General features: G+C 71.2%; 16 protein-coding genes. 12 read left to right on the forward strand and 4 right to left on the reverse strand.

Annotated elements, in window-relative coordinates:
• Window positions 1–87: 87 nt before the first annotated feature.
• Window positions 88–2,796: an MGH1-like glycoside hydrolase domain-containing protein gene (locus OG811_RS00695; RefSeq protein WP_406071318.1), complete on the reverse strand. Its 2,709-nt coding sequence runs from the start codon at window positions 2,794–2,796 to the stop codon at window positions 88–90.
• 41 nt (window positions 2,797–2,837) lie between these two features.
• Here OG811_RS00695 and OG811_RS00700 point away from each other — a divergent pair, with 41 nt between their 5' ends.
• The 12 genes from OG811_RS00700 (at window position 2,838) to OG811_RS00755 (ending at window position 20,123) form a co-directional block, all read left to right on the forward strand.
• Window positions 2,838–4,781 (forward strand): amylo-alpha-1,6-glucosidase, encoded by a 1,944-nt coding sequence (locus tag OG811_RS00700; protein ID WP_406071319.1) that lies wholly within the window; start codon window positions 2,838–2,840, stop codon window positions 4,779–4,781.
• Window positions 4,782–4,918: 137 nt separating this feature from the next.
• Window positions 4,919–6,253 carry a glycosyltransferase family 4 protein gene (locus OG811_RS00705; RefSeq protein WP_406071320.1) on the forward strand — a complete coding sequence of 445 codons (1,335 nt, stop codon included), beginning with the start codon at window positions 4,919–4,921 and terminating at the stop codon, window positions 6,251–6,253.
• An 83-nt stretch (window positions 6,254–6,336) separates the two neighbouring features.
• A complete protein-coding gene (locus OG811_RS00710) occupies window positions 6,337–7,974 on the forward strand; it encodes a serine/threonine-protein kinase (protein ID WP_406071322.1) in 1,638 nt (545 codons plus the stop codon).
• A 119-nt stretch (window positions 7,975–8,093) separates the two neighbouring features.
• Window positions 8,094–9,719 (forward strand): serine/threonine-protein kinase, encoded by a 1,626-nt coding sequence (locus tag OG811_RS00715; RefSeq protein WP_406071324.1) that lies wholly within the window; start codon window positions 8,094–8,096, stop codon window positions 9,717–9,719.
• Between the two features lie 103 nt (window positions 9,720–9,822).
• On the forward strand, window positions 9,823–10,632 hold the full coding sequence (locus tag OG811_RS00720; protein ID WP_406071325.1) for a metal-dependent hydrolase: 810 nt from the start codon (window positions 9,823–9,825) through the stop codon (window positions 10,630–10,632).
• Window positions 10,629–11,537, forward strand: coding sequence for an amidohydrolase family protein (locus OG811_RS00725; RefSeq protein ID WP_406071326.1), 909 nt, complete (start codon window positions 10,629–10,631; stop codon window positions 11,535–11,537). The genes OG811_RS00720 and OG811_RS00725 overlap by 4 nt, the downstream gene beginning before the upstream one ends.
• Window positions 11,538–12,140: 603 nt before the next feature.
• Window positions 12,141–13,190, forward strand: a complete 1,050-nt coding sequence (locus OG811_RS00730) for a LacI family DNA-binding transcriptional regulator (protein ID WP_406075431.1) — start codon at window positions 12,141–12,143, stop codon at window positions 13,188–13,190.
• Between the two features lie 84 nt (window positions 13,191–13,274).
• Window positions 13,275–14,579, forward strand: coding sequence for an ABC transporter substrate-binding protein (locus OG811_RS00735; RefSeq protein ID WP_406071328.1), 1,305 nt, complete (start codon window positions 13,275–13,277; stop codon window positions 14,577–14,579).
• A 58-nt stretch (window positions 14,580–14,637) separates the two neighbouring features.
• Window positions 14,638–15,606 carry a carbohydrate ABC transporter permease gene (locus OG811_RS00740; RefSeq protein WP_406071329.1) on the forward strand — a complete coding sequence of 323 codons (969 nt, stop codon included), beginning with the start codon at window positions 14,638–14,640 and terminating at the stop codon, window positions 15,604–15,606.
• Between the two features lie 13 nt (window positions 15,607–15,619).
• Complete coding sequence (locus OG811_RS00745; protein ID WP_406071330.1) at window positions 15,620–16,489, forward strand: carbohydrate ABC transporter permease; 870 nt, start codon at window positions 15,620–15,622, stop codon at window positions 16,487–16,489.
• Window positions 16,486–18,717: an alpha-xylosidase gene (gene yicI, locus OG811_RS00750; RefSeq protein WP_406071332.1), complete on the forward strand. Its 2,232-nt coding sequence runs from the start codon at window positions 16,486–16,488 to the stop codon at window positions 18,715–18,717. Before OG811_RS00745 ends, yicI begins: the two co-directional genes overlap by 4 nt.
• Window positions 18,714–20,123: a GH1 family beta-glucosidase gene (locus tag OG811_RS00755; protein WP_406071333.1), complete on the forward strand. Its 1,410-nt coding sequence runs from the start codon at window positions 18,714–18,716 to the stop codon at window positions 20,121–20,123. The genes yicI and OG811_RS00755 overlap by 4 nt, the downstream gene beginning before the upstream one ends.
• A 165-nt stretch (window positions 20,124–20,288) precedes the next feature.
• On the opposite strand, the gene OG811_RS00760 is transcribed toward OG811_RS00755, so the two are convergent.
• The 3 genes from OG811_RS00760 to OG811_RS00770 all read right to left on the reverse strand — a co-directional run bounded on the left by OG811_RS00760 (window position 20,289) and on the right by OG811_RS00770 (window position 23,579).
• The gene (locus tag OG811_RS00760) at window positions 20,289–21,047 is read right to left on the reverse strand and encodes a hypothetical protein (RefSeq protein ID WP_406071334.1); all 759 of its coding nucleotides are present in this window, start codon (window positions 21,045–21,047) and stop codon (window positions 20,289–20,291) included.
• Window positions 21,048–21,103: 56 nt separating this feature from the next.
• Window positions 21,104–21,697 (reverse strand): NTP transferase domain-containing protein, encoded by a 594-nt coding sequence (locus OG811_RS00765; RefSeq protein WP_406075432.1) that lies wholly within the window; start codon window positions 21,695–21,697, stop codon window positions 21,104–21,106.
• A 172-nt stretch (window positions 21,698–21,869) separates the two neighbouring features.
• The gene (locus OG811_RS00770) at window positions 21,870–23,579 is read right to left on the reverse strand and encodes a bifunctional 3'-5' exonuclease/DNA polymerase (RefSeq protein ID WP_406075434.1); all 1,710 of its coding nucleotides are present in this window, start codon (window positions 23,577–23,579) and stop codon (window positions 21,870–21,872) included.
• Window positions 23,580–23,592 lie beyond the last annotated feature (13 nt).

A 23,592-nucleotide genomic window follows, 5' to 3' on the forward strand; every position in this document is an offset into this window, starting at 1 on the left:
GACGCCGTCGTGATTCTTCGATCGTCGAAAACATGCGAAGCGAGCACCCTGCCGACGAAACAGCGAGCCAGTGCTGGGACGGGCCGGTCAGCGGCGCAGCGTGAGGATCAGGTCGGCGACCAGGGCTGTCCAGCCGGTCTGGTGCCAGGCGCCCAGGCCGGCCCCGTTGTCGCCGTGGAAATACTCGGGGAACGCGATCAGGTCCCGCCAGTCCGGGTGGGTCTGGAACAACTGCGCGGCGCCGTAGATCGGCCGTCGGCCCCAGTCGTCCTGGGTGAAGAGCGAGATCAGCCGGGCGGAGAGGTCGTCGGCGATCTCGTCCAGGGTGCGCTTCACCCCGGAGCGGGTCGGGTACTCCACCTGGAGGTCGTCGCCGAAGAACGCCGCGTAGTCACGCAAGGCGCTGATCAGCAGGAAGTTCGTGGGCATCCAGATCGGACCCCGCCAGTTGGAGTTGCCGCCGAACAGCCCGCTGGTCGACTCGGCCGGCTCGTAGCCGACGCAGAACTCCTGCCCGCCGAGGGTGACGGAGAACGGCTTGTCCAGGTGCGCGCGGGACAGCGTACGCAGGCCGTACTCGGAGAGGAACTCGTCGGGGTCGAGCATCCGGGCGAGCAGTCGGACCACCTGCTCCGGGCCGACCATGGACAGCAGTCGCTGCTGCCGGCCGTCCGGGCCCAGCCGGCGGGTGCCGATCACCTCGGCGTACTCCGGGCGGTTGGTGAGGAACCAGCGCAGCCGGGCACCCAACTCCGGTAGGTGGTGCAGGGTTTTCGCGGTGAGCCGGGTGGTGGCGGCCAACGGCAGCAGCCCGACGACGGAGCGGACCTTCAGCGGCACCTTCGTGCCGTCGGCGAGGCGCAGCACGTCGTAGAAGAAGGCGTCCTCGTCGTCCCACAACCCCTGCTCGTACGCGGCTGCGGCGATGTAGGCGAAGTGCTCGAAGAACTTGGTGGCGGTGTCCACCCAGGTCCGGTCGTGTTCGGCCAGCACGATCGCCATGTCCAGCATGTTCAGCGCGTACATGCCCATCCAGCCGGTGCCGTCGGACTGCTCCAGCACACCGGCCACCGGCAGCGCCGCGGAGCGGTCGAACGGCCCGACGTTGTCCAGCCCGAGGAAGCCGCCCTCGAAGACGTTGTTGCCGCCGGTGTCCTTGCGGTTGACCCACCAGGTGAAGTTGAGCAGCAGCTTGTGCATCACCCGGGCCAGGAACTCGTAGTCCCGGCCGCCGTCGATCTCGAACACCTTCAGCGCCGCCCACGCGTGCACCGGCGGGTTCACGTCACCGAACGCCCACTCGTACGCCGGGATCTGGCCGTTGGGGTGCAGGTACCACTCGCGGAGCAGGAGCAGTAGCTGCTCCTTGGCGAAGCCCGGGTCGACCCGGGCGATGCTCACGCAGTGGAAGGCCAGGTCCCAGGCCGCGTACCAGGGGTATTCCCACGGGTCGGGCATGGAGATGACGTCGAAGCTGGTCATGTGCCACCAGGCGCTGTTGCGCCCGTGGCGGCGCCCGGCCGGCGGCGGTGTGGAGCCAGGGTCGCCTTCGAGCCAGCGTTTGACGTCGAAGTGGTAGAACTGCTTGCCCCACATCAGCCCGGCGATGGCCTGCCGTGCCACCAGCGCTTCGTCTGGAGTGGCGGCCGGTGGGATCACCCCGGCGAAGAACCGGTTCGCCTCGGCCCGCCGCGCCCACACCACGGCCTCGAAGCCGTCGCCGAGGTCGGCCGGGGGCGGCGGCGCGGCGGCCGGGGGCGACGCGGTGCGGGTCAGTCGCAGTCGGATCTGGCGCTGCCCGCCGGCCGGCACGTCGAGCACGTAGTGCAGCGCGCCCTTGGTGCCCTCCCGCGCGGGGTTGACCGTGGCGGCACCGTCGACCACATGGTCGTTGATGCCGTCCTTCGGGTACGGCGAACGGCCGTGCAGGCCCCAGAGCCGTTCGGCGTTGGTGTCGTTGTCACAGAGCAGCGGCACTGGGCCACCGTCGCCCTCCAGCAGCAGTTGGCCGAGCACCCGGTGCTCGCCGACGAGCCGGGTGCCCTGGCCGGTCAGCCGGGGGATCCGGTCGCCGCCGGGCAGGCCCCACGCCCAGGTGTTGCGGAACCACAGGGTGGGCAGGACGTGCAGGGTCGCGGCCCGGTCGCCCCGGTTGGCGACGGTCACCACCATGCAGAGGTCGGTCGGGGACGCCTTGGCGTAGTCGACGGTCACCGCCCAGTACCGGTCGTCGTCGAAGATCCCGGTGTCCACCAACTCGTACTCGGTGTCGTCACGGCCGCGCAACGCGTTCACCGCGACGAGTTCGTCGTACGGGAAGGCGGCCTGCGGGTAGTGGTAGCGCCAGCGCATCCAGGAGTGGGTGGGCGTGGAGTCCTCGTACCACCAGTACTCCTTGACATCCTCGCCGTGGTTGCCGCTGTCGCCGCCGAGGCCGAACATCCGCTCCTTGAGGATCGGGTCCCTGCCGTTCCACAGCGCGAGAGCGAAGGCGAAGGTCTGTCGTTCGTCGCAGACGCCGGCCATCCCGTCTTCATTCCACCGGTAGGCTCTGGACCGCGCATGGTCGTGCGGGAAGTAGTCCCAGGCCGTACCGTGCTCGCTGTAGTCCTCCCGTACCGTCCCCCACGCCCGTTCGGACAGATAGGGACCCCATGCGCGCCAGTCCTGCTCCCCCGAGTCGGCCTGGGCGAGCCGGAGCCGCTCAGCGTCGGGTGGCGAGGCGTCGGAGGACGATCGGTCAGTGATCACGTGCACATCTTTGACGTCGCCGCAGTACTTGACCACAGCGGCCATTCTCGTCGTGGCGTGTTACACCCGCCGCCGGTGGAGGAAAGTTGATCGACATTCATTTCGGCCCGCAGGTCTGCACCGATCTGACCAGCGCGGCAAGCCGGGAGTGGCTGGTTCCTGACGGCCTCGGCGGATATGCCATGGGCACCGTCGGCGGGTTACGGACGCGCCGCTACCACGGTCTGTTGGTGGTCCCCGGCGAAACCCCGGCCTCCCGTCAAGTGGGCCTGGTCAGTCTCGACCCGGCGGTCACCCTGCCGTCCGGCGCGCGGGTGCGGCTCGGCGCGCACGAGTGGTCCTCCGGTGACGTGGACCCGCGCGGGTTCGAGCTGTTGGAGCGCTTCGACCTGGTCGACGGGCTACCCCGGTGGCGGTGGCGGATCGGCGCGGTGGTGATCGAACGGGAGCTGGCCATGCTGCCCGGCCGTTCCTGCGTGGCGGTGGTGCACCGGCTGGTCGCCGGCGGGCCCGTCCGGCTGGAGCTTTCCGCCGCCTGCACCTGGCGCGACGCGCACGGCGAACGGCGGGCCGACGGCCCGATCCCGCAGGTCGAGCCGGTGGCCGACGGCGCGGTGGTCGAGGGCGCGTACCGGCTGGCCGGCCCGGGGTGGACGCCCGAGGGGCAGTGGTGGCTGGGCGTGTACCACCGCGAGGAGGCCAACCGGGGTCTGCACCCGGACGAGGATCTCTGGTACGCGGGACGCTTCGTCGGCGAGCTGGAACGCCCCGGCGACACGGTGTCGGTGCGGGCCTGGGCCGGCCGACTCGACGAGGAGCCGCCACCGGCCGCGGAGATCGTGGCGACGGCCCGGCGGCGCAACCGGCGGGTGGTGGCGGCGGCGAAACCGGCGGACCCGGTCGAGGCGACGCTCACGCTGGCCGCGGACGCGTTCGTGGTGCGTACCGGCGGCGGAGCGGTCGACGTGGTGGCCGGATACCCATGGTTCGGGGCCTGGTCGCGGGACACGATGATCTCGTACGAGGGGTTGTTCCTCTGCACGGGCCGCGTTGACGAGGGGCGGGAGCTGCTGCGGGCGTACGCGGCGACGCTGTCCGAGGGGATGCTGGCCAACACGGCCGACACCGGTCGGGTGGAGTACAACACCGTCGATGGCACGCTGTGGTTCCTGCACGCGGTGAGCCGGCACGTCGCCGTCACCGGTGACACCGACCTCGGCGACGAGTTGCTGCCCGCGCTGCGTGGGGTGATCGACGCCCACGTGGCCGGCACCCGGTACGGGATCTTGATCGACCCGGCCGACGGGTTGCTCACCCAGGGCGCCCCGGGCACCGCGCTGACCTGGATGGACGCCCGGGTGTACGGCGTACCGGTCACCCCGCGCACCGGCAAACCGGTCGAGGTCAACGCGTTGTGGATCAACGGGCTGGCCGGGCTCGCGGAGCTGACCGAGCTTGCCGGGCAGAACGCGGACGAGCTGTGGCGACGGCACGGGCAGGCCACCGCCTCGTTCCGGGAGCGGTTCCCGGCGCCAACCGGCTGGCTGCACGACGTGCTGGACGCGCCCGCGCCGGCGTACCCGCTGGGTGGGGCCGCCCTGCACGACGACGACGCGCTGCGCCCCAACCAACTGCTGGCCTGGTCGCTGCCGTACGCGCCGCTGGAGCCGGACGAGGCGACGCTGCGCCGCATCGCGGGCGGGCTGCTCACGCCGCTCGGGCCGCGCAGCCTCGCCCCGGATTCGGCGGAGTTCGTGGGCCGGCACCGGGGTGGCCCGGCCGAGCGGGACGGGGGCTATCACCAGGGCACGGTCTGGCCGTGGCTGCTCGGCCCGTACGCGGACGCCTGCCGCCGGGGGAAGATGTCCGTAGATAACGTTTTCGTCGGTATTGAGGCTCATCTGACCGAATATGGGTTAGGCTCGGTAAGCGAAACGGCCGACGGCCTCGCACCGCACAACGCGACCGGCTGCCCGTTCCAGGCGTGGTCGGTGGCCGAGTTGCTGCGGGTGCGTCGAAAGGGCCAGTAGCGCTTTACACGACCGCAACGGTGGTGTCGCCGCTGGTTATCTCGACCCCGGCAGGATTGGCCCCGATCCAGACGCGACGGCGACATCGACTCCGGTGCCGGTCGGCGCGCGCCCGGGGACAATTCAAAGGGGGCCGCATGTCACCCGATGCCCACGTGATCGACATCTACCCCGCCCGGCAACTGCGGGTGCTGATGCTCTCCTGGGAGTACCCGCCGGTGCTCGTCGGCGGCCTCGGCCGACACGTCCACGCCCTCTCCGTCGCCCTCGCCGCCGCCGGCCACGAGGTCACCGTCGTCACCCGCCACAGCGACGGCGCACCCCTCGAGGAATACGCCGACGGCGTCCGCATCCTGCGCGCCCCCGAAGACCCCGTCACCTTCCCCCTCGCCACCAGCTCCCTACTGGCCTGGACCATGGCCTTCAACCACACCCTCACCCGCACCGCACTACGCGCCACCGAAGCCAGCTCATACGACGTCATCCACGCCCACGACTGGCTCGTCGCCCACACCGCCGTCACCCTGGCCGAGCACCTGGACCTGCCCCTGGTCACCACCATGCACGCCACCGAGGCGGGGCGGCACCAGGGCTGGCTGCCAGAGGAGATGAACCGCACCATCCACGGCGTCGAGCAGTGGCTCAGCAGCGAGTCCGGCCGGGTGATCGTCTGCTCCGGTTACATGCGCGAGCAGGTGACCACGCTGTTCGACGTACCGGCCGCCCAGGTCGACGTGGTGCCCAACGGGGTTGACGACCGGGCCTGGCGGGCCCGGCCGCGAGCGGTCGCGTCGGCCCGCGCACGGTTCGCCGGGGACGGCCCGTTGGTCGGGTACGCCGGGCGGCTGGTCTACGAGAAGGGCGTCCAGCACCTGGTGCACGCGGTGCCCCGGTTGTGCGAGCGGCACCCGGGCCTGCGCGTGGTGATCGCCGGCGACGGCCCGTACCGGGCCGAGTTGGAGGCGCAGGCCCGACGGCTGGCGCTCTGCTCGACCGTCCGGTTCACCGGCTTCCTCGACTCCACCCAGCTGCCGGCGATGCTCGGCGCCACCGACGCGACCGTGGTGCCGAGCCTCTACGAGCCGTTCGGCATGGTGGCGTTGGAGGCGGCGGCCGCCGGGGCACCGCTGGCGGTGGCCCGCACCGGCGGCCTCGCCGAGATCGTCGAGGCCGGCGTGACCGGGGTGACGTTCCCGCACAGCGACCCGGACGCGCTCGCCGGCGCGGTCGGTCAACTGCTCGGCGACGAGGTCTCCGCACGGCGGATGGCCCGCCGGGCCCGCACGATGGTCGGCAAGCGGTACGGGTGGGCCGCCATCGCGGCGCGCACCGCCGCCAGCTACGCCGCATCCCGGCGGGAACACGGCCCGCTACAGGCCCGGCGGGCCGCCGCCCGACTGGCCGGCGGGCGTACCCGGATCGCCATCCCGGAGGGCAACCTGCTGGCTCGCGCCGACCACGCCGCCTGCTGAGCTGATTCGGACGACCGATAGGTGACTTCCGATCCGCTGGTTAGGGTGTAGCCCGGACAGCGGCTGAGGAGGAGCGTGCACAGGTGCTGATCGCCGGTCGGTACCGGCTGCTCGACCTGGTGGGTCGCGGGGGCATGGGTCGGGTCTGGCGGGCCCACGACGAGATGCTGCACCGTGAGGTCGCCGTCAAGGAGATCGTGCCGCCGAGCTGGCTGGCCGACCACGAGCGGGCTGAGCTGCGCTCGCGCACCCTGCGGGAGGCGCGCGCCGCCGCCCGGCTCAACCATCCCGCCGTGGTCCGGCTCTACGACGTCATTCCGGTCGAGGGCAGCCCATGGATCGTGATGGAGTACGTCCCGTCGCGCACCCTCCAGGACCTGGTGGACGCCGAGGCGTCACTGGAGCCGGCCCGGGCGGCCCGGATCGGCCTGGCCGTGCTCGACGCGCTGCAAGCCGCGCACACCGCCGGGGTGCTGCACCGCGACATCAAGCCGCAGAACGTGCTCATGGCCCACGACGGTCGGGTGATGCTCACCGACTTCGGGTTGGCCACCTTCGACGGCGGCGACGGCGCGATGACCCGCCCCGGCATGGTCCTCGGCTCCCCGCAGTACGTCGCCCCCGAGCGCGCCGCCGAGGGGGCGTCCACGGTGGCCGCCGACCTGTGGTCGCTCGGGGCAACCCTGTACGCCGCCGTGGAGGGCCGCTCCCCGTACGCCCGCAGCACCGCGATGGCCACCCTGAGCGCACTGGCCGCCGGGCCACCCGACCCGGCCCCGCACGCCGGGTCGCTCGCGCCGGTGCTCGCCGGGCTGCTGCGCCGCGACCCGCGCGACCGCCTCGACCACGATTCGGCCCGCCGGTTGCTCACGGCGGCCGCGACCGGCCGCACCGACCCGCCCCCGGTGTCCGAGCCCAGCCCACCCACCGCCTCGGGCGATGTGGGTTCGGCCGCCGGGGTGGGTGACTCGACCTCGACCTCTCCGGCTTCGGCGCTCACCCGACCCGAGGGGCGGCGTAGGGCACGTCGGGTGGCGCTGGTCGTCGTGGCGCTCCTGGTTGCCGCCGCCGCCGGGGTGGGCACGGCCTTGGCCGTCACCGATGACGAACCCTCCGGCACCGTCGGCGGACCCACCGCACCGCCGCCGTACGGCCCGCCGCCCGAGGGTCCCGGTCCGGACCGGCCCGGACGACCGCCGGGTGGGCGAGATGTTCCCCCGCCCCCGTTCGCGTGTGTCCGCCCGGACGTCGCCGGTGCGCCGGTGCTGGCCAGTGTGCCGACCCCGGGCGAACGGCTCAGGCCGCCGCCCGGCTGGGTCTGGCACGCCGACAGTTCCGGCTTCCGGGTCTCCCTACCGGCGACGTGGTATTACTCCCGCGACGGCGCGGTGGCGTGTTTCCAGGACCCGGCGACCGGCCGGGCCTTCAGCGTCGCCGAGGGCGGCGCCGCCGATCCCCTGGTCCGGCTGCGGACGGCCCGCGACGCGGCGGCCACCGCCGGGGCCCTGCCGGAGTACGACGAGATCCGACTCGCCGCCAACGACGGCGGAGCGGAGTGGGAGTGCCGCTGGAAGGCACCGTACGGGGCCTGGCTGCACGCCCGGCAACAGGTCGTTGGAGCCAACCGCTGGACGCTGGGCTGGATCACCGACGACGAGGACTGGACCCGGGCCGACGCGGACTGGTTGGCGGTGCGAAACAGTTTCCGGCCACCCCGCTGACCTGCACCGTATTGTCATGATCCGGCCCCTCGTCCGAGGTGGATCGAGGCCGCTCAGCGGATGAGAAGACCAGCCACGGTGGCTATCGTGTAACCCAGGGTGACCAAGGGGGAGCGACCGTGCGACAGTTGCTGATCGCGGGTCGGTACCGGCTGCTCGACCTGGTCGGCACCGGCGGGATGGGCCGGGTGTGGCTTGCTCGCGACGAGATGCTGCATCGTGACGTAGCGGTGAAGGAGGTCGTGCCGCCGTCCTGGCTGGCCGAGGCCGAGCGCGCGGAGTTGCGGCTACGGACACTGCGCGAGGCACGCACCGCTGCCCGGCTCAATCACCCCAACGTGGTCCGCATCTACGACGTGGTGCACGACCGGGAGAGCCCCTGGATCGTGATGGAGTACGTGCCGTCCCGGTCCGTGCAGCAGATCATCAGCGCCGAGGGGCCGCTGAGCCCGCAACGCACCGCCCGGATCGGGCTTGCGGTGCTCGCCGCGTTGCGGGCCGCGCACGCCGCCGGGGTGCTGCACCGCGACGTGAAGCCGCACAACGTGCTGGTGGCCGACGACGGGCGGGTGGTGCTCACGGACTTCGGCCTGGCCACCTTCGACGGTGGCGAAGGTGCGATGACCGGGCCAGGCACGGTGCTCGGCTCACCGCAGTTCGTCGCCCCTGAGCGGGCCCGCGAAGGGGTGTCGGACCCGCGCACCGACCTGTGGTCGCTGGGCGCGACGCTCTACGCGACGGTCGAGGGGCAGTCGCCGTACGCGCGGTCGAGTGCGATGGCGACGCTCAGTGCGCTGGCCACCGAACCACCCGATCCGATGCGTCGGGCCGGTCCGTTGGGTCCCGTCCTCACCGGCCTGTTGCAGCGCGACCCCTGGCGGCGGTTGACCGCCGTCGAGGCGGAGCCGCTGTTGAGAAGCGCCGCGTCCGACGATGACCAGCCCGTCAGGCCGGCCCGGTCCTCGGCGGTCGCGGCGGTCCGCAGTGCGGGCCGTGCCACCGGGGCCGATCCGGTCGGCCCGGGGATCCCGCTCGGTGACCAGGCGACGCCGACCAGGCGCCCGACCAGGCGGCCCGGCAGGCGGCGGCGACTGATCGCCCTGGGTGGTGCGGCCGCCGCCCTGCTCGTCGCGGGAGGCGTCACGCTGGCGCTGGTCAACCGGGACAACGAGCGGACACCACCGTCCGGCTCCGGCGGCGGCGCGCCGACCTCCCGGCCGGCCGCGTTCGCCTGCGCGACATCCCCGCCACCGGCGGCGACCCCGGTAGCGTCGGTGTCGCCGCCAGCTGACGTGCGGTACCGGCTGCGTGACGGTTGGACCTGGCACGACGACCCGGCGGGGTTTCGGATCGCCGCCCCGGTGGCCTGGTCGCGCTGGACCGAGGGCGCGGTGACCTGCTTCCGCAAGCCCGGCGGGGCCCGGGTGCTCAGCGTCGAGGCGGGGCCGGCACGCGCTGACCCGGTGGCGTACTGGAAGGCCGAGGAGGCTCGGCTGACCGCGAGCGAGGCGCTACCGGGCTACCGCAGGGTGGACATCTCCGCGATGGACATCTTCGAGGGTGGCGCGGTGTGGGAGTGCAGCTGGCAGAACGCCCGCGGCGAGCTGCTGCACAGCTTCCGGCTGCTGGCCAACACCTCGGCCGGGCGTGCCTACACCGTCTCGTGGTTGACAGAAGAGTTCGACTGGCAGGTCAACGCGGCATACTTGCCGATGATCCGGCAGAGCTTCACCTCCGCCCCGTGACTTTGTCCAATGTAGACCTTCCGGGTGATGCCCCTGCGGCGTCGGCGCTGACTACAGTGGCGTAGCTTTGGGCGCTCAAGATCCCTGGGGAGGGTGAGTCGACATGATGGGACCGCAGCACGCGCTGTCCGGCGCGGCGGTGTGGCTGACGGGGTCCTGGGCACTGGACCAGTTCGCCGACTACCACCAGTCGCCACTCGCCTTGGCGGTGGGCACCGCGGTGTGCGCCGGTGGCGCGCTCTTTCCCGACCTCGACATGTCGGGCAAGGTGACCAAGAACCAGGGTGGGGCCACCGTGGCCCGCACCTTCGGGGTCTTCTCGCTCTTCGCCGCCGAGGTGATGGAAAAGATCTCCCTGGGGGTCTACTACGCCACGAAGCTCAGCAAGGACCCGCGCCGCAACAACGGGCACCGGACGCTGACACACACGCTCCCGTTCACCGTGCTGATCGGCTGGGGCACCACCGCGCTCTGTGCCGCGTACGGCAAGTGGGCGGTCATCACCATCCTGTTCTTCATGTTCGGCCTGGCCCTGCGCGGGCTGTTCGACAAGTGGGCGGAGCGGGCCGGCTGGGTCATCGTGACCCTCGCGTCGGCCGGGGCGGCCTGGTTCACCTTCGTCAACCTCCCGGGCGGGCGCGGCTATCCGCTGATCGGCACCGCCCTGGGGGTGGGCTGCTTCGTGCACATCCTCGGCGACATGGTCACCCGAGCCGGCGTGCCGATCCTCTGGCCGATCCCGATCAAACGGCGGATGTGGATGATGGTCGGTCTGCCGAACAGCATCGCCCTGCGCGTCGGCAGCAAGGCCGAGGTGGTCGGGGTGCGCATCGCGCTGACCGTCGTCTCGGCGCTCGCCACCGTCGGCCTGATCGCGCCCTCGGTGCTGAGCCGGTTCGACATCGACGTATGAGCGATCCGGCGCTTGGGTCACCTCCGGTGGCGGACGCTCAGGTGCCGGCGTTCTGGCACGCGCTGGGGCTGCCCGGGTTGGCCGACGTGCACGTGCATTTCCTACCGCCGCGACTGCTGCGTCGGGTGTGGGCGTACTTCGACGCGGCGGGGCCGTTGGTCGGCACCGAGTGGCCGATCCGGTACCGGTGCAGCGATGCCGACCGGGTCGCGCACCTGCGCCGGCTCGGGGTGCGGGCGTTCAGCGCGTTGGCGTACGCCCACCGGCCCGGCATGGCGGCCGAGCTCAACCGCTGGACGCTGGACTTCGCCCGGACCACGCCGGGCTGCCTGGCCTCGGCCACCTTCTTCCCCGAGCCCGAGGCCCCCGGGTACGTCGAGGCGGCGCTCGCGGGTGGCGCCCGACTGTTCAAGGTGCACGTGCAGGTCGGCGGCTTCGCGCCGACCGACCCGGCGTTGGACCCCGTCTGGGGGATGCTGTCCGACGCGGGTGTGCCGGTGGTGGTGCACGCCGGGCACGCCCCGGTGGGGACCACGCACACCGGGCCCGACCCGTTCGCCGCTCTCCTCGCCCGCCACCCTCGGCTGACCGCGGTGGTGGCCCACCTCGGCGCCCCGGACTACCGGGCGTTCCTGGACCTCGCCGAGGCGTACGAGCGGGTTCGGTTGGACACCACCATGGCGTTCACGCCGTTCTTCGACCAGTTCGTTCCCTTCCCCGCTGACGAGTTGCCCCGGCTGCGCGAGTTGGGGCTGGCCGGCAAGGTGCTGCTGGGCAGCGACTTCCCGAACATCCCCTACCCGTACGCCGACCAACTGACCGGGTTGGCCCGGCTGGACCTGGGCGACGACTGGCTGCGCGCGGTCTGCTGGGGCAGCGCCGCCGCCCTGTTCGACCTGTCCTGACGCGCCAGACCCTGCGCAGCCACGCCGCACCCCCTCCCCCGCTCCCGCCCTCAAGATCGCGCTTGATCCTGAATGTCAACACCGTTGCGTTAGCGTTCGGTTGCTGGGCCAGGGGGCACGGTGAACTCCCAAACCCAGGTTCGCCACTCCAGAGCGCGCCCCGCCCCGCCCCGCCGCGCCCCGCCCCGCCGATCTTCTTGCAGTTTCGGTCGCCGAGATGCGTGGAATGCCCCCTAAGTCGAGGCAGAAAGTGCAAGATCGCGAGAAAGGGGCGGCCCGGCCCCGTCGAGGCGGTACGGGTTGACGGGGCCGGGCCGCCTCACGCAATGGCTTGTCCTCGATGTTGTGGTCTCCGCGCGACCACGAGGGGACTCTTTCCGGGATCGAGCGCGATCATGCTGTCGTCCCGCCCGAGGGCACGCGGGACGCGACGCGAGGCGGGCGCGGTCACCCCGCGCAGAGCATCGACTCCTTTTTCGACATCGGCTATTGACGTCGCCGTAACAGGCGGCCTAGCGTCTGTCGAACCGCTTCGTCGAAGCGTTTCGACGATCATGCGGGAGCGATCCCATGCCAGACCGGAGGAGGTGCGCGGTGGCCACCATGCACGACGTCGCCCGCCTCGCGCAGGTCTCGGTCAGCACCGTCTCGTACGTGCTCACCGGCACCCGGCCGATCTCGCAGGCCACTCGGAACAAGGTGCTCGCCGCGATGGCCGAGCTCGACTACCAGCCCAACGCGATGGCCCGTGGCCTGGCCAGCCGGCGCAGCCGCATCCTCGGCCTGCTGATGCCGATGGACGAGCGCGGCCTCGGCGCCACCGAAACCGCCTTCGTCACCGGTGCCGCCGCCGCGGCCAGCGCCGCCGGCTACCACCTGGTGCTCTCGCCGGTCGGCGGCGGCGACCTCGACGACCTGCGCCGGCTGGCCAGCCAGCGAATGCTCGACGGCGTCGTGCTGATGGAGGTGCAGCTGGCCGACGAACGGGTCACCGTGCTCCAGGAGGCCGGCGTGCCGCTGGTGCTGATCGGCCGCACCGGCGACGCCAGCACGCTCTCCTACGTCGACATCGACTTCGACCAGACCGTCCGGGAGGCCGTCGCGCACCTGGTCGGCCTCGGGCACCGGCAGATCGTCTACGTCAACCACTCGGCCGCCACGCTGGCCAGTGGTTACGGGCCAGCGCTGCGTACCCGTGATGCCTTTGCCGCGGCGATGACCGGGCACGGCCTGGACCCGGTGATGATCGCGGCCGAGGACAGCGCCGCTGGCGGGCGCGCCGCTCTGGCCAGCGCGTTCGTGCAGGCCCCGGAGCTGACCGCCGTGCTGGCCATGAACGAGTCCGCGATCTTCGGCATCCTCGGCGAGCTGACCGGCCGTGGTTTGTCGGTGCCCGACGACGTCTCCGTCGTCTCGATGGTCACCTCGCCGCAGGTCGCCGAACTGGCCACCCCGGCGCTGACCGCGATGACGTCACCCGGCTCGGCGCTCGGTCGGATCGCGATCGAGGCGCTGGTGCGCCACCTCGATGGCCCCGGCGACCACCGCCACCAGCAACTGCTGCCGTGCGCGCTGGAGATCCGGGGATCAACCGCCGCGCCCCGGCGGCCGGCAGGGGCCACCTCCGGTCCACCGTCGGCCGACGGGGGCTGACCAGCGAAAACAGCCCGCCGCCGCGCGGCAACGCGACGACGGGCCAGTGAAGTACCGGCTAGATACTCAACGAGGAGGATTCTAATGCAGCGATTCCGCCGGCTCGTCGCCGCGATCGCCCTGGCGGCGACCGCGACGACCACCATGGCCGCCTGCGGCGGTGGTGACAGTGGGGACGACAGCGGGGCCAAGACCCTCAAGCTCTGGCACTACGAGAGCGAAAACAGTGCCATGGGGGTCGGCTGGAACCGGGCGATCGAGATCTTCAAGGCCGAGCACCCGGGCGTCGAGGTGCGCTTCGAGCGCAAGGCGTTCGAGCAGATCCAGCAGAACGCCGGCATGATCATCAACTCGTCCGAGGGCCCGGACATCATGGAGTACAACAAGGGCAACGCGACCGCCGGTCTGCTCTCCTCCCAGGGCCTGCTCGCCGACCTGAGCACCGAGGCCGACAAGCGCGGCTGGGCCGGCAAGCTCAGCCCCAGCCTGCAGACCACCGCCCGTTACAGTGACAAGGGCGTGATGGGCTCGGGCAAGTGGTTCGGCGTGCCAAACTACGGCGAATACGTGACGGTCTACTACAACAAGGACCTCTTTCAGCAGAACGGCGTCAAGGTTCCGACCACGCTGGCCGAGATGACCGCCGCGATGGACACCTTCGTCGGCAAGGGCGTCACCCCGTTGGGCATGGCCGGTGCCGAATACCCGGCTGGCCAGCTCTTCTACCAGCTGGCACTGGCCAAGGCAGACCGGCAGTTCGTGGACAACTACCAGCTCTACAAGAGCCCGGTGGACTTCAAGGCCGACCCGCTGAAGTACGGCGCGGACACCTTCGCCGAGTGGGTGAGGAAGGGCTACGTCGCCAAGGACTCGGCAAGCCTCAAGGCCGAGGACATGGGCACCGCGTTCATCGGCGGCAAGGTTCCGATGATCGTCTCGGGCAGCTGGTGGTACGGCCGGTTCAAGACCGAGATGAAGGCCAACTGGGACACCTTCCTCTTCCCCGGCAACACCATGCAGCTCGGCTCCTCCGGCAACCTCTGGGTGGTCCCGGAGAACAGCAAGGCCAAGAGCCTGGCGTACGACTTCATCGACATCACCCTGCGTCCGGAGATCCAGGACCTGATCGGCAACAGCGGCGGGATCCCGGTCGCCGGTGACCCGGCGAAGATCAGCGACCCGAAGGACCGCAAGCTGATCGAGGACTTCAACACGGTCAGCAAGCAGGACGGGCTGGCCTTCTACCCGGACTGGCCGGTGCCCGGCTACTACGACGTGCTGGTCGGCGGCTTCCAGGGCCTGATCAATGGGTCCAAGTCGCCCGACCAGGTCCTCGACTCGATCGCCAAACCGTACGCCGAAGGCGTCAAGGAGATCACCGGCAAGTGACACGGCGAGCGGCGGGCGCGACCGGCGCGCCCGTCCGCCCCGCCGGGAAGGATCTTCCATGGCAGTCTCCGAGACCCTCGCCACCGCACAGCCGGCGGCGACCCCGACCCTGCCGACGCCCAGCCGCAGAGGTCGCGGCCGCAACGCGGCGTACTGGCTCTACCTGCTTCCCGGAGCAGTGCTCTTCGTCCTGGTCATCGGCGCACCGCTGGTCGGCACCCTCTACCTGTCGCTGACCAAGTGGTCCGGCATCGGCGACCCCACCTGGGTCGGCCTGGACAACTACCAGCACCTGCTGCACGACGACGTGTTCTGGGCGTCGTTCCGCAACACCGTCGCGATGCTCGTCGCGATGGTGGTGGCGCCCACCCTGCTCGGGCTGTTGCTCGCCGCGGTGCTCTTCGACGTCATCGGTCGCCGGTTCAAGCCCCGCACCGCCGCCGCGCTGCGGGCCGCGTTCTACCTCCCGCAGGTGCTGCCGGTCGTGGTGGCCGGCATCGTCTGGGGCTGGATCCTGCGCCCCGACGGGGCGTTCAACAGCCTGCTCGACGCGGTCGGTCTCGGCGCGCTGCGCCACGACTGGCTCGGCGACCCGGACACTGCCCTGCCGGCCGTGATGGCGGTGATGATCTGGGTACAGATCGGCTACCCCGTGGTCGTCTTCATGGCGGCGCTACAGCGGGTCGACCCCGAGTTGTACGAGGCGGCCGAGGTCGACGGCGCGAACTGGGTCCACCGGTTCCGGGCGATCACCCTTGCGCAGATCCGGCCGGAAACCTTCGTGGTGGCCCTGACCTGCACCATCGCCGCGCTGAAGGTGTTCGGGCCGATCTTCGCCCTGACCCGGGGCGGCCCGGAGAACGCCACCAACGTGCCGTCCTACTTCGCGTACTACACGTTCTTCAAGAAGCTCCAGGTCGGCTACGGCTCCGCGATCTCCACCGTGCTGACACTGATCATCGTTGTGGTGGCCGTGGTCTTCATCTGGATGCAGGCCCGCAGCGAGCGCCGGGACCAGGGGTTCTGACATGGTGGTCACGATGACTCCGGCCCCCGCGCCGGCCCGCCGACACGTACGCGATCGGCACCACCGGGGCGTCAGCCGCTGGGTCGTGCTCACCCTGGTCGTCCTCGGCGCGCTGGTCATGCTGGTGCCGTTCGCGTTCATGCTGCTCAACGCGTTCAAGTCGCCCGGTGACTACTCGTCAGCTGGCCCGCTGAGCTGGCCGACGGAGTTCTATGCCAAGGGTCTGCGGACGTACTGGACCGAGGTGAACTTCCCGCTCAAGCTCTGGAACTCGACTCTCATCGCCGGCTCCGTGGCGGTGCTCGGCGTCGCCGTGTCACTGCTCAACGCGTACGCCCTGGGCATCGGCCGGGTCCGTGGCCGGCTCTGGATCGTCGGTCTCTTCCTGCTGGCCAACATGCTGCCGCAGGAGGCGCTGATCTACCCGCTGTACTACGTCGCGAAGCAGGTCGGTCTCTACAACACCCAGCTCTCGGTGATCATCATCTTCACCGTGATCCAGAGCGCGTTCGGCACCTACCTGCTCGCCTCGGTGCTGGGCACGTTCCCGCGCTCGCTGCTCGAGGCCGCGGCGCTGGACGGCGCCGGCAAGTGGACGGTGCTGTGGCGGGTGGTCTTCCCCAACCTGCGGCCCACCCTCGCGGTGCTGCTCATCTTCTTCTTCATCTGGACGTGGAACGAGTTCCTCATCCCGCTGGTCATGCTGATCGACAACCAGACGCAGACCATCCCGGTGGCGCTCGCATCGCTGCAGGGCGACCGGCTGATGGACGCTCCGACCACCAACGCCGGGTCTCTGATCAGCCTGGTGCCGGCCATCCTCTTCTTCCTCATCTTCCAGCGCACTCTGGCGCGCGGCATCACGGCAGGAGCCGAGAAGTGAAGTTCACCGACGGGTACTGGCAGATGCGCCCCGGTGTCAGTGTCCTACGCCCCGCCACCGTCGAGTCGGTCGAGCCGGACGAGCGCGGCTTCACCGTCTTCGCCCCGACCGGTCCGATCAGCGGACGCGGCGACACCCTCAACCGGCCCCTGGTCACCGCCCGGTACTTCTCCCCCGCCCCCGGCATCATCGGGGTGACCATCGCCCACCACACCGGCGGGCTGCCCCGCGAGCCGCACTTCGGGCTGAGCACCGACGAGACGCGCCCGGTCACCGTCGACATCACCGGGATCAGCGCGACGCTGACCAGCGGTGAGCTGACCGCGCGGGTCGCGCTCGTCGACGGGTGGCGGGTCGAATTCATGCACGGCGACCGGCTGGTCACCGCGTCCACCGCTCGCAGCGTCGGCGTCGTCACCGACGCCGAGGGTCGCCGGCACGTGCACGAGCGGCTCGCTCTCGGCGTCGGTGAGACGGTGTACGGGTTGGGCGAGCGCTTCGGCCCGTTCGTCAAGAACGGACAGACCGTCGACATCTGGAACGCCGACGGCGGCACCGCCAGCGAGCAGGCGTACAAGAACGTGCCGTTCTACCTGAGCAGCGCGGGCTACGGGGTGTTCGTGGACCACCCGGAGCACGTGTCGTTCGAGGTCGGCTCCGAGGTCGTCACGCAGACCCAGTTCAGCGTCGAGGGGCAGTCGCTCACCTACTACGTCATCGACGGGCCTACCCCGAAGGACGTGCTGCGCCGCTACACCGCGCTCACCGGCCGGCCGGCCCGGATCCCCGCCTGGTCGTACGGGCTGTGGCTGTCCACCTCGTTCACCACCTCGTACGACGAGAAGACCGTGACCGAGTTCGTCGACGGGATGGCCGAGCGCGGGCTGCCGCTGTCGGTCTTCCACTTCGACTGCTTCTGGATGCGCCAATTCCACTGGGTCGACTTCGTCTGGGACCCGGAGACCTTCCCCGATCCCGAGGGGATGCTGCGCCGGCTGCACGAGCGGGACCTGAAGGTGTGCGTCTGGATCAACCCGTACATCGCGCAGCGCTCGTACCTCTTCGAGGAGGGCCGCCAGGCCGGTTACCTGGTGCGCAACCCCGACGGGTCGGTCTGGCAGTGGGACAAGTGGCAGGCCGGCATGGCGCTGGTCGACTTCACCAACCCGGACGCGGCCCGCTGGTTCACCAGCAAGCTCAAGGCGCTGCTGGACATGGGCGTCGACTGCTTCAAGACCGACTTCGGTGAGCGCATTCCGACCGACGTGGTGTGGCACGACGGTTCGGACCCGCAGCGGATGCACAACTACTACTCCTACCTCTACAACAAGGCGGTCTTCGAGCTGCTCGAGACCGAGCGCGGGCAGGGCGAGGCGGTGCTGTTCGCCCGCTCGGCCACCACCGGCGGGCAGCAGTTCCCGGTGCACTGGGGTGGCGACTGCGAGTCGACGTTCGTCGCGATGGCCGAGTCACTGCGCGGCGGGTTGTCCCTGGCCGCATCCGGCTTCGGCTACTGGAGCCACGACATCGGCGGCTTCGAGGGCACCCCCGACCCGGCGGTGTTCAAGCGGTGGATCGCCTTCGGGCTGCTCTCGTCGCACTCCCGGCTGCACGGTTCCGGCTCGTACCGGGTGCCGTGGGCGTACGACGAGGAGTCCGTCGACGTGCTGCGGCAGTTCACCCAGCTCAAACTCGGACTGATGCCGTACCTGGCGGCCGCCGCGCAGGAGGCGCACCGCGACGGGACGCCGATGATGCGGCCGATGATCGTGGAGTTCCCGGACGACCCGGCCGCGGCGCACCTGGACCGGCAGTACATGCTCGGCCCCGACGTGCTGGTCGCTCCGGTGTTCAGCGCCGACGGCGACGTCACCTACTACGTACCCGCCGGCACCTGGACGCACCTGATCACCGGCGCGCACGTCACCGGCCCGGCGTGGATCACCGAGAAGCACGGATTCGACAGCCTGCCGGTGCTGGCACGGCCCGGCGCGGTCATCCCGTTCGGCTCCCGCAACGACCGACCGGACTACGAGTGGGCCGACGATGTGCGGCTGCGGCTGTACGCACCGGCCGAGGGGCAGCGGACCCGGGTACGGGTACCGTCACCCGGGGACGGGCCGGGCGCCGAGTTCGACGTGCGCTACGAGGGTGGGACGGCCAGTGCCAAGCTGGTCGCCGGCACCTCGACGGGCTACATCTGCGAGATCCAGGGGACTGAACGATGACGCAACACCACTTCCCGGAGACCTTCGTCTGGGGATCGGCGACGGCCTCGTACCAGATCGAGGGGGCGGTCACCGAAGACGGGCGCGGCCCGTCCATCTGGGACACCTACAGCCACACGCCCGGTCGGACGCTGAACGGCGACACCGGTGACGTGGCCGCCGACCACTACCACCGGTGGGCCGACGACCTCGGGCACATCGCTGACCTCGGGCTCAGCGCGTACCGATTCTCCATCTCGTGGCCGCGGGTGCAGCCCGGCGGCTCGGGCCGGTTCAACCAGGCTGGCATCGACTTCTACTCCCGGCTGGTGGACGGGCTGTTGGAGCGGGGCGTTCGCCCGGTGGCCACCATGTACCACTGGGACCTGCCGCAGGAGTTGGAGAACGCCGGCGGCTGGGCGGCGCGGGAGACCGCGCTGCGCTTCCAGGAGTACGCGGCGGGCATCGTCGGTGCGCTGGGCGACCGGGTGCACACCTGGACGACGCTCAACGAGCCGTGGTGCTCGGCGTACCTGGGCTATGCCTCCGGTGTGCACGCGCCGGGTCGGACCGAGCCGGCGGCGGCGCTGGCCGCGGTGCACCACCTCAACCTCGCGCACGGCCTGGCCGGCCGGGTGGTCCGGGAGCTGGCCCCGGCCGCCGAGCTGTCGGTGACGCTGAACCTGCACGTCATCCGGGGGGCGTCCGACTCGGACGCGGACCAGGACGCGGTACGGCGGATCGACGCGTTGGCCAACCGGGCGTTCCTGGGCCCGATGTTGGACGGGGCGTACCCGGCCGACCTGCTGGCCGACACCGCATCCGTCACCGACTGGTCGTTCGTCCGCGAGGGCGACGAGAAGCAGATCGCGGTGCCGCTGGACGTGCTCGGGGTCAACTACTACTCAAGCACCCTGGTCCAGGCGTGGGACGGGGTGTCGGCCCGCTCCGACGCCGACGGGCACGGTGCCTCGACCTCGACGCCGTGGGTCGCCGCCGACAACGTCGACTTCCTGCCGCAGCCCGGCCCGTACACGGCGATGGGTTGGAACATCGACCCGCCGGCCCTGACCGAGCTGCTGCTGCGCCTGCACCACGCGTACCCGAGCCAGCCGATGATGATCACCGAGAACGGTGCGGCGTTCGACGACGTGGTGTCGGCCGACGGCGGGATCCACGACGACCGGCGGATCGACTACCTGCGCCGGCATATCGGCGCGACGGCCGACGCCCGCGCCCAGGGTGCGGACGTGCGCGGCTACTTCGTCTGGTCGCTCCTGGACAACTTCGAGTGGGGCTACGGCTACGACCGCCGCTTCGGGATCATCCGGGTCGACTACGACACCCAGGTCCGCACCTGGAAGGACAGCGCCCACTGGTACCAGCGCCTGGCCGCCACCGGAAAGCTGGACTCGGCGCAGGACTGAAGTACCCCGCCACGCCCGCACCGAGCTTGCGGCCATGTCCTGACGAGCGTGATGCCTGTGAGTCATCTTGATGACTCACAGGCATCACGCATTCCGGGAAGCGCGACGCAACGCCTCCTGGACCGTCGGCTCGACCCGGAACCGTCGGGAAGGCGCTTTCGCCGATCACGGCCTGGGCAGGTGGGCGCAGAGCCTGCTCGGGAAGGCCGGCTCGATGGCGCGGACACGTCCGCAGCCGGCCTCCGTCGAGTTGGCGATCGTTTCCCAGCCGCCCTGGCCGGCCCACCGCAGAAAGTAGCGGCGCACGTTGACCGACGCGTCGCAGCCGGGCCGCGGCTCGGCGCCGCAGGGCACCGGATCGAACGGCACCGTCATGACCAGCCAGGTGCCGTCGCAGCCCTCGACCGATCCGGTCGAGGGCCGGGACACGTCCATGCCGCGGACCACGACGCCGACCCACGCCTGGTCACAGTGGTCCTTCGGCATCGGACCACAACCGAACGTCGGGTCGCAGCGCTGGTACTTCGCACCGTCGGGCTTCCACGGCTGCTCGTTGAGCACGACGGTCCGGCCGGCAATCGGCCCTGGCGCTGTCAACGTCACCTCGCCCGGCGTGTGGGTGGGGCAGGCCCCGACCACCCCGGACAGACGCGAATCCTGCACCACGTTGGCGTAGATGCGGTTGTTCTCCTCGGTGAAGTAGGTGATTCGGGGATTCCGGGAGCAACCATCCGCGTCACCCAGCAGCGCCACGGTCAGCACGAGCGAGCGCGGGTCCGCGCCGGCCCGGACGGCCGTGACATCAGTCTGGTAGGTGGTCCAACCGGTGTCTGCGGCCGGGCCGACCTGCACGGGCGCGTCGCCCGGCCTGGCGCAGCCGACGAGCACGGCCAGGCACAGCAGGGCGGTGCTGAGTCGACGCATGCAACGAGTATCGCCAGTGGACGACCCGGCGCATCCGTACGGATATTCAGTCCGCCTCAGACCCCGACCCGCTGCGGCGGGACGGTCAGGCCGTACAGCTCCATCAGCTCCGGGGTGTCGACCCTGCTGCCGTCGGCCACCGAGTCGCAGGCGATGTCGACGATCTGGTCCTTGTGCGCCAACAGGTACGGCCGGGCGCCCACGTCGGCGCTGGCCAGGGTGGCGATGCCGGGCCAGTGCCGGCGGCCGAAGAGCATCGGGTAGCCGCGCAGCCCGTCGTAGGTGGCGCAGACCAGCACATCCGGGTACGGCAGCGCGGCCACCCGGCGTACCGCTGCGGCGGTCAGGCCCGGCATGTCGACCGGGACCACCACCACCGCCTCGATCCCCTCGTCGTCCATGGCGGCCAGGCCGGCCCGGATGGACGAGCCGACCCCGGTGCCCCACGCCTTGTTGATCACAACGGTGGCCTTTTCGAGGTCGGCGGTCTCCCGAACCTGATCGGCGGCGGCACCCAGCACGACCACGATCTGCTCGCAGCCCGCCTCGGTCATCGTGTCGATCATCTGATTGACCAGGGGCTTCTCCCCCCGGTGCAGCATGGCCTCGGGACCGCCGATGCGTCGTCCCCCGCCCGCGGCGATGATCATTCCTGCGATCCGGTTCAGCTGCGCCCCCTCCAGCACGGGACCGACCGTGACCGATCCGTCCCTTCCTACGGACACTGCAACGAGGACGGCCGGCCGAGGGTGGCGGGGCGAAAAGGAGAAATAGCCCAACCGTTACACGCCCGGCATCTCCCCGGTATGGACGGACCGCCGGTCAGGCTGCGTCGGCATAGCAGTCGACGATGGACAGATCCAGCGGAAACCGGACCGGCGTCGCACCGAAGAGCAGCGTGGAGGCCCGCTCGCCGCAACGGGTGACAGCCTCCGCGACCACGGCCGCCTGAGCAGCGGGCGCATGCACGATCACCTCGTCGTGCTGGAAGAAGACCAGCTCGGCGTCAGTGCCGGACAGCTCCGTACGCAGCGTGGCCAGCAACGTGGAGGCCCACTCCGCTGCGGTGGCCTGGATGACGAAGTTACGGGTGAAGCGCCCCCGGGACCGAGCGGCACGAGCCCGGGGACTGCGCGGGTCGGCCGCCCCATCCGGATCGGAAGGCGCGTCGTCGGGATCACCGAACCCGGCCGAACCGGGCGGACACGTCCGCCCCAGCCACGACCGCACCAGCCCACCCGCCTCGCCGGTGCGCGCCGCCGCCTCGACGAAGTTGAACGCCGTCGGGTAGCTGCGCTTCAGCACCGCCAACGCGGGCACCGCAGCCCCGCCGGTCTGCCCGTACATCGCGCCGAGCAGGGCCACCTTGGCCCGGTCCCGGTCGCCGCCGAACGAGTCACGGGCCAGGGCGGCGTAGAGGTCGCCGGCACCACCCGCAGCCGCCAGCCGCGCGTCGCCGGAGACCGCGGCGAGCACCCGAGGCTCCAACTGGCCGGCGTCGGCGACCACCAACCGCCAGCCCGGATCGGCCACCACCGCACGCCGGATCACCTTCGGGATCTGCAGGGCGCCGCCACCCCGGGTGGCCCACCGGCCGGAGACGACCCCACCCGGCACGTACTCCGGCTGAAACCGGCCGTCGCGCACCCACTGCTCGCGCCAGGACCAGGCGTGCGCCGTCCAGATCCGGTAGAGCTCCTTGTATTCCAGGACCAGCGGCACCGCCGGATGGTCCACCCCGCGCAACACCCAGGCCCGGGTGTTGGGTAGCTCCACCCCGACCCGGGCGAACGCCTTCAACAGCTCCGCCGGGGAGTCGGCGTGCAGCCGGCGTACGCCGAACGCGTCGGCGATCCGGGCGGCCAGCTCGGCGAGTCGGCGCGGCGGGCCGCCGACCGGGGACGCCTCGCCCAGCAGCTCGTTGAGGATCGCGTCGTGCACGTCGCCACGCCAGGGCAGCCCGGCGACACCCATCTCCACCGCGATCAGCGCGCCGGCCGACTCGGCGGCCACCAGCAACCGGAACCGGCCCGGGTGCTCGGTCGCGGCGATGCGGGCGAGCTGGTCGGCGTACACCTGGGTCAGTGCCTCGATGCCCGGGCCCGGCGGGCCGGGCAGCGTGTCGAAGAGCGCACCCTGGCCGTGCCCGGGCGGTGCGGCGGCGCGCGGCGGTGGGTCGGGCGGCACCGCGGTGCCGGTCATCCGGGCCCAGGCGGCGGCCAGCGAGCGGGGCTCGCCCCAGCGGCCGACGTGCCCGAGCAGCAACGCCTCGGTCAGCTCCACGTCGTGGCACCGGTCGACCCGGACGCCGGCGCGCAGCAGCGCCGGGTAGACGGACGCGGCGGTCGACCAGACCCAGCGCGGGTGCTCGGCGGCCTCGCGCGCGGCGACCGCGGCGACCAGGTCGACGACGGCCTCCGCCGGGCCGGCTGAGCGGCCGGCGGCGTCCAGCGGGCACAGCACACCCCCACCCCGCTCGTCGGACACCACCGCCACCAGCACGAACGCGATTCTGCCTCTCCCCTCCGACAGGAAAGGAGGCGCA

The sequence above is a fragment of the Micromonospora sp. NBC_01638 genome (assembly GCF_045209745.1).
GTDB lineage: Bacteria > Actinomycetota > Actinomycetes > Mycobacteriales > Micromonosporaceae > Micromonospora.

What these genes read in the sequence shown, in the direction of transcription:
- OG811_RS00695 (WP_406071318.1), bottom strand. Translation starts at nt 2,796, where the DNA reads ATGGCCGCTGTGGTCAAGTACTGCGGCGACGTCAAAGATGTGCACGTG.
- OG811_RS00705 (WP_406071320.1), top strand. Translation starts at nt 4,919, where the DNA reads ATGTCACCCGATGCCCACGTGATCGACATCTACCCCGCCCGGCAACTG.
- OG811_RS00720 (WP_406071325.1), top strand. Translation starts at nt 9,823, where the DNA reads ATGATGGGACCGCAGCACGCGCTGTCCGGCGCGGCGGTGTGGCTGACG.
- OG811_RS00725 (WP_406071326.1), top strand. Translation starts at nt 10,629, where the DNA reads ATGAGCGATCCGGCGCTTGGGTCACCTCCGGTGGCGGACGCTCAGGTG.
- OG811_RS00730 (WP_406075431.1), top strand. Translation starts at nt 12,141, where the DNA reads ATGCACGACGTCGCCCGCCTCGCGCAGGTCTCGGTCAGCACCGTCTCG.
- OG811_RS00735 (WP_406071328.1), top strand. Translation starts at nt 13,275, where the DNA reads ATGCAGCGATTCCGCCGGCTCGTCGCCGCGATCGCCCTGGCGGCGACC.
- OG811_RS00740 (WP_406071329.1), top strand. Translation starts at nt 14,638, where the DNA reads ATGGCAGTCTCCGAGACCCTCGCCACCGCACAGCCGGCGGCGACCCCG.
- OG811_RS00745 (WP_406071330.1), top strand. Translation starts at nt 15,620, where the DNA reads ATGACTCCGGCCCCCGCGCCGGCCCGCCGACACGTACGCGATCGGCAC.
- OG811_RS00755 (WP_406071333.1), top strand. Translation starts at nt 18,714, where the DNA reads ATGACGCAACACCACTTCCCGGAGACCTTCGTCTGGGGATCGGCGACG.
- OG811_RS00760 (WP_406071334.1), bottom strand. Translation starts at nt 21,047, where the DNA reads ATGCGTCGACTCAGCACCGCCCTGCTGTGCCTGGCCGTGCTCGTCGGC.
- OG811_RS00765 (WP_406075432.1), bottom strand. Translation starts at nt 21,697, where the DNA reads ATGATCATCGCCGCGGGCGGGGGACGACGCATCGGCGGTCCCGAGGCC.